The sequence below is a fragment of the bacterium genome, assembly GCA_012517375.1.
In the GTDB taxonomy this organism is placed as follows: domain Bacteria; phylum Hydrothermota; class Tepidihabitantia; order B3-TA06; family B3-TA06; genus JAAYVC01.
Map to the genome: position 1 here is coordinate 1 of JAAYVC010000056.1, position 4,667 is coordinate 4,667.

Consider the following 4,667-nt stretch of genomic DNA (forward strand, 5'->3'; position numbering starts at 1 on the left):
GATAAAGAACTTTGGCCGCAAGGCGGCAGATACCTTCCTCGTGATAGCTACTATCGAGGGCGGCTCAGGAGTAGTCTATGCTGATACCCTTACTTGGTCGCTTACCGCCGATACCGAGGATACGGTCTCCTTCAAGGAGTTCAAGCCCACGGATGCCGCCAACTACACCATTACCGTCTCAACCCTCATGACCCCCGACGAGTCCGACGAAGATGACGAGATGTCCAAAACCCTCTACGGCTCAGGTATAGTCGAGCCCGTAACACCTACCTCCCCCTCCGCCATCCAGCTTGAGATTACATCACTCTCCTCAGTCCGCTACACGTTACCCTCAGGCGAGCGTGGCACCCTTACCGTATACGACCCATCAGGCCGTCGTATCGAGAGCTACCGAATCCAGGGTGAGGGTCAAGTGGCGATGAAGTCGAGTCTCTCATCCGGCGTATACTTTGTGAAGCTGGAGGCAGGAAAGACGTCGGTGACAAGGAAGGCGGTGGTTTTGCGTTAATAACCCCCTCCTAGCGCTTCCTTGAAGCGCAATCCTCCCCACGAGGGGGGAGGGGTAAGAATAGGAAATCCCCCCTACCCCCCTTAATAAGGGGGGCTCCCTCACCCGGCTGAAGCCGACCTCTCCCGTTAGGAGAGGTTTTTCCTGCCCCCTCCCTTCGGGAGAGAGGAATCCATTGACACTATCTAAAAACCTCCAATCCTTTCATCCCACAAATCTGCTCCGCACGTTGCTCCTCAAGCGTCGTCATTTCATGTCGAGGGACCCCTCTTACTCGATGCCGAAATCATGCGCTTCCAGCCGCTCCCTCGCAATGACATTTTTATCTCAGTGTGTTAGACACCAGGGTCTGAAATCGATTCTGCCGAACTCATGCGCTTCCAGCGCTCGTTCGGCCAATGCGGCAACCAGCCGCTACTTTTGGGGAGTATTTGACCATAAAATGTGGCTACGTTTCTTTAATTCTGACTGCGATTTCAGTAGCCCTAAAAAAGATGGTATCATTCTTTAAAGTGAGCGAATGCAATCATCCTGATATCACTTAACTTATTCAGAATTCAGAAGTTAGAGATAAATGAACCTTGGCTTCCTGCCAGGGAGCTGCCCAGGGCAGTGCTACGTCGAGTTCGAGTCTTCCGATAGGCGTTCCGACCGCGACCCCGACTCCGTAACTTGCAAATAATGCATAGCTTGGGATCCAGGCTGCATCGAAAAGCGGGTAGATGGAAAAAGCCTCGGTACCCCACCTTAGCTCCTGCCTAGACCATACAAGACCAGCCGCCCTGAACTCCTCCTCCTGATAACCCCTTAAACTGCGGGCGCCTCCTAACGGTATAAGTTCAGTATTTATGAGAGTATCTGTTGAATAGACGAGCCCGGCGTTCGGGTTAACACTGATGCTGAAACGCCAGGGAAGAGAAATCGATATATTCAAGCTGCCTACGCTCTTAAGATAGGTCGAATTCTTGATGCTTCTGCGCTGCCCGCCTTTGATATCCAGGTTTATAATCCACGTTTTGATGCGAGTTGTAGCAAGATTTTTGGAAATCTCCAAGGAGTCTGAACGGTCAAGCTCGTAAGCGTAGCCGAGTAAGGTCTCGAAATTCTTGCGTTTTATGAACACACCCCCGCCTGCTTCAAGATGAAATGACGTAGTATCAAAACTTCTGAACGATGCGGACGCTTCCACGCCGAAAGGCAATAGAAGCGGATTGGGAACCCGGCTCAAAAAGGAAAAAAATAAACCATAGCGGGAAAGCCTGCGACCGGATAGAGAAAAAACCTCCCTCCAGCCAAGGACATTGGAAACATATACATCCGCTATTCCTGTAAGTCCTTCTTTGGAAGAATATCCCAGACCAGTGTTCAAACGAGACATGATTCTTTGCTCCCTTACATGGAAGTTAAGGGTAGCAAGCGAGTCGTCACCTAAAAGCTCCCAGTCGATAACTTCGCAGCCTTCATCATGAAGTGCTTTTTTGAGTAATTCTACTTCAGGACGGGAGAATCTAAAGTTACTAAAACCGGCAAGATAAGAAAGATACCGGGGCTTTGTATAGAAACTGCCTTTGAAACCGAGATTCGAGACCGTGACCAATTGGCCTGAATCGAGTTTTGTCTCAAGAATGAGAGTATCGGCTTTTAGGGTTGAATTATTAACAGACAAGGAAGCGAAGGCATAACCGCTGTCAATGAAAGGAGATAGTATTATTTCCGCAGTTCTATTCCAAAAAAAACTATCCGACTGAAAGACATACGAGGATTCAACAGCGATAATCTTGATCCATTGCGGATTAATTTCATTTGGAATTGTAAGACCTGAAAGTATCAGGGCATAAAGAGATAGGGTCGCCATTCCTCGGGTGTTGTACCGAAAGACTGCAGGATAAATGAGAAGTAATGCGGCTTCTTGGGTCTTCTTTTAAGCGCGATGCCTGCCTCGCTTGGTGTGCGGTTGCCCTTCCTTGAGTTACAGTCCTCGCAAGCGCAGACGAGGTTCTCCCAATCGTCCCTCCCTCCAGCCGTACGGGGGATAATGTGATCGAGCGTCATCCTCGCCGTTGATGTACCGCAATACTGACACGTATAGTTGTCGCGTCTCATAACATTGGATTTCGTCAAAGGGATTTCTCTGCGGTGAAATTTTACTATTCTGTTTAGTCGAAGAACCGAAGGTAAAGATATTGACTCGTTTACTGCGTGGATTTTTATTCCGTCTGCTGTTTCAATTATTTCGGCCTTCCCCATGTAGTATAGCACAACAGCTCGGCGCGCCTTGCAGATGCCTAACGGCTCATAGCTCCTGTTAAGAACTAGGACGCGGCTATCTAGTGCAGCTTCAACCCCCTAACAGTCTGTGATTCCGACAAGGAAGAGCTTCTTCTTAAGCTCGTCGCGAACCTTGGTTAGATATTCAATCTGCTGTCTTACTCGCGGGCCGTTGTTTGCAGGGTCAATTGAATTTGCCTTGTTGAGATAATTCTCAGCAGTACGGGCGTTTGCACATCCGGACTGCCATGCTTCCTTGGTTTTTTCGGTAACTGTACGGCCTGCCTTTCTTGCATATATCGCGCCCAAGAAATAGAGCGCATCCGGGTAGTTTGGATCTTTTGAAAGGATATAGCTGAACTCTTTTTCTGCAGCGCCTTCCTTGCCAGCGTTCATATAAACGACGCCGAGGTACACATGCGGAATAAGCTTGGTGGAATCGAGTTCGATAGCTTCTTTAAGCACGTTTTCTGCCATGGTATAGTTCTTCTGACACAGATAAGCGTTGGCAAGCTTGGTATAAATCTCAATCTTATCCGGACGCAGTTCTTTTGCCTTGCCGTAGGCTTCTGCCGCTTCCTTGCACATATCGAGTTTGACGTAAATATCACCGAGCTTTTCCTGCGCAAAAGGGTCATCAGGCTTGGCCTTGACGATTATAAGCTCCTGTTCTAGGGCTTCCTTGTACCGTTTAAGTCCAACGAGAAAGTCCACGTAGGCATTTCTTATGGCAAGGTTCTCGGGATTTACAGCTATACCTGCTTTGTAGACGGAATCAGCAGCTTCAACCCCGCCTGTTTGCTTGTAAACCTCTGCAAGCCCATGATAGAAATCAGATTCATTAGGAAACTTCTTTATGCCTTCATCATAATAAAACTTAGCAGAATCAAGGTATTCGGGCTGGCTGTAGCCTAGTTTAAGATAAACGCCTGAAAGTCCGAGTAATCCCTCAACACTGTCCGGATAAACCGTATAAATCTTGCGATACCAGTCCCCAGCTGACATTATATCACGTCTATCCTGATGTGTAACAGCAATCGCAACCATTGCTTTGTAGTAATTGGGATATTTTTCAAGCGACTTGTCGAATATAACTAACGCTGAATCATACATTTGCTTCTTATGCAAATCGACGCCGATGCTTAAAAACTGGTCGGCTTCAAACTTACGAACACTATCCGGAACCACGCCCTTGTCCTTATCCTTGTTGTTTTGACGCACTCCAAGGCAAGCAAGAGGAATCATAAATACTATTACTGCTAAGGCAGTAACTATCAGCTTCTTCATAGTACAAACCTCCATAAGATATTTATTTAGACCACGTTTACAAAAATGGAGCCGACGGGATTCGAACCCGTGACCTCTTGACTGCCAGTCAAGCGCGCTCCCAACTGCGCCACGGCCCCGCATACGTCTAGATATTGCGCTAATTCTAGGCGATTTAAGGGCTTTGTCAACTATAAATACCCTTAAAATGCCTTGCATTTTTGTGGGTACCCCGTCAAGTCAGGATTAACTCTTCGTAGCCACATTTTATGGTCAAATACTCCCCAAAAGTAGCGGCTGGAAGCCGCATTGGCCGAACGAGCGCTGGAAGCGCATGAGTTCGGCAGAATCGATTTCAGACCCTGGTGTCTAACACACTGAGATAAAAATGTCATTGCGAGGGAGCGGCTGGAAGCGCATGCATTCGGCATCGAGTAAGAGGGGTCCCTCGACATGAAATGACGACGCTTGGGGAGCAACGTGCGGAGCAGATTTGTGGGATGAAAGGATTGGAGGTTTTTAGATAGTGTCAATGAATTCCTCTCTCCCGAAGGGAGGGGGCAGGAAAAACCTCTCCTAACGGGAGAGGTCGGCTTCAGCCGGGTGAGGGAGCCCCCCTTATTAA

At 48.2% G+C, this 4,667-nt stretch carries 4 protein-coding genes and 1 tRNA gene; 1 reads left to right on the forward strand and 4 read right to left on the reverse strand.

Translation table 11 applies throughout. The features are described from left to right. A partial coding sequence (locus tag GX441_06510; protein NLI98296.1) for a T9SS type A sorting domain-containing protein occupies positions 1-508 on the forward strand: 508 nt, incomplete at its 5' end. A gap of 550 nt (positions 509-1,058) precedes the next feature. Here the strand turns inward: GX441_06510 and GX441_06515 are convergent. From GX441_06515 to GX441_06530, 4 genes are all read right to left on the reverse strand, one after another. Next, the gene (locus tag GX441_06515; protein ID NLI98297.1) at positions 1,059-2,174 is read right to left on the reverse strand and encodes a BamA/TamA family outer membrane protein; all 1,116 of its coding nucleotides are present in this window, start codon (positions 2,172-2,174) and stop codon (positions 1,059-1,061) included. A 161-nt stretch (positions 2,175-2,335) separates the two neighbouring features. Next, a complete protein-coding gene (locus GX441_06520; protein NLI98298.1) occupies positions 2,336-2,611 on the reverse strand; it encodes an HNH endonuclease in 276 nt (91 codons plus the stop codon). A gap of 243 nt (positions 2,612-2,854) precedes the next feature. Continuing rightward, entirely contained in the window at positions 2,855-4,063 is a 1,209-nt protein-coding gene (locus GX441_06525) for a tetratricopeptide repeat protein (GenBank protein ID NLI98299.1), read from the reverse strand. A 46-nt stretch (positions 4,064-4,109) separates the two neighbouring features. Then, positions 4,110-4,182 (reverse strand) — tRNA-Ala (locus GX441_06530). Positions 4,183-4,667: the final 485 nt, after the last annotated feature.